The organism is Cellulomonas sp. P4_B5_2, assembly GCF_056402235.1.
In genome coordinates this window covers 1-1,392 of the sequence record NZ_JBFUHU010000509.1, presented here as the reverse complement: position 1 = coordinate 1,392, position 1,392 = coordinate 1, and the positions used below count along the sequence as shown (strand labels likewise).

Annotated in this window: 3 protein-coding genes; all 3 read right to left on the bottom strand. The window is 71.8% G+C overall.

Features of this window, described 5'->3' with window-relative positions; translation table 11 throughout:
- On the bottom strand, positions 1-236 hold a 236-nt coding region (locus AC1DUQ_RS21740), incomplete at its 3' end, for a VOC family protein (RefSeq protein WP_477074636.1).
- A gap of 21 nt (positions 237-257) precedes the next feature.
- Entirely contained in the window at positions 258-527 is a 270-nt protein-coding gene (locus tag AC1DUQ_RS21735) for a DUF1905 domain-containing protein (protein WP_477059473.1), read from the bottom strand.
- Positions 524-1,342, bottom strand: coding sequence for an alpha/beta fold hydrolase (locus tag AC1DUQ_RS21730; RefSeq protein ID WP_477074635.1), 819 nt, complete (start codon positions 1,340-1,342; stop codon positions 524-526). Before AC1DUQ_RS21730 ends, AC1DUQ_RS21735 begins: the two co-directional genes overlap by 4 nt.
- Positions 1,343-1,392: the final 50 nt, after the last annotated feature.

Here is a 1,392-nt window from a genome sequence, read left to right as displayed (position 1 = left end):
GTGCCGTGGTCCTCCGGGGGTCGGAGGTCGACGTGCAGGCGGTTCTTCCCCGTCTTGGCGTCGGCTACCCGGTTGAACAGCCAGTTCGTCGACCCGCCGGTCGGCGACCCGATCGCCACCTCGGCGCCGTCGTCGGACCGCCAGACCTCCTGCCACCCGAGAGCCTCGGCCCACCAGGCGGCGAGGGCGGCGGGATCGGCGCTGTCGATCGTGAGGTGTCCGACGACGGGTGTCATCCCCCGGACGCTAGCGACGGTTCAGGAGAGTCGCCCCTGGAGGTGCACCTCCACCAGCTCGCCCGCCGCGCTCTTGCCGATCGTCGTGCACAGCGCCTTGCGCAGGGGGAGCCAGTGCGGCCCGTTGCCCGACGGCATCAGGGTCGCGGCGAAGTCGTGCCCGTCGAGCGTGCCGGTGACCTTGACCGCCTTGCGGGTGCCCAGAAGCTCCGCCGAGCCGTCCAGCTCCAGGTAGGTGGCGAAGGCACCGTCCTTACGGATGGGCGCGGTGAACGTGGCGTCGAGGCTCATGCGCCGATGATCTCGCGCAGCCGCACCGCGAACGCGTCCGGCTGCTCGGCGAAGCCGATGTGGTCGCCGGGGAACAGGGTGGGCTCGAGGCCGAGCAGGTCCGCGAGCGCCCGCGAGGTCCGGTCGCAGAGCTGCCCGGTGGACTCCTCGCCGATGCCGATGACCAGCCGGGTCGCCGCCGCCGTGAGGGCGTCGATGTTCGGCCGGAAGCGCACGGTGTGCCGGATCAGGTGCGCGAACTGGAAGTGCTCGTCCGCCGCGGCCTGCCCCTCGCGGGGGGAACCGAAGACCATCTCGAACACCTCGTCGGGCATCTGGACGTTCCCGATGACCATGAACTGCTGCCACGCCGACCGGGTGTCGCCCGACAGGTAGGTGGCGATCATGCGCTCGGTCTTCTCGTACAGGTCGGCATGGTCGGGGAGCAGCTCGTCCAGGGGCGGCTCGTGCACGATCGCCGTGTGCACCAGCTCCGGGYCACGCTCGACCAGCGCGAGCAGGCTGACCGCTCCGCCGCTGGAGCCGAGCACCGTGGCGGGTCCGGCGTCGACGTGCCGGATCAGGGCGGCCAGGTCGGCGGCCCGGTCCACCGGCGTCGAGTCCTGGTCCGGGTGGTCGACCGGGCTGCGGTTGATGCCGCGCGGATCGGTGGTGAGGACGGTGTGGTCGGTGGCCAGCAGGTCGGCCAGCGGCGCGAAGGAGGTGGCGTCCATCGGGGCGCCGACGAGGACGACCAGGGGTCCGGAGCCGCGGAGCTCGTAGTGCAGGCGGGCGCCCGGGACGTCGAGGGTGGTGGCGGTGGTGAGTGTGGTCATGCCCCTAGGACTTGCGGCGGGGAGCAGAATCATCGGTCATGACGGACGCG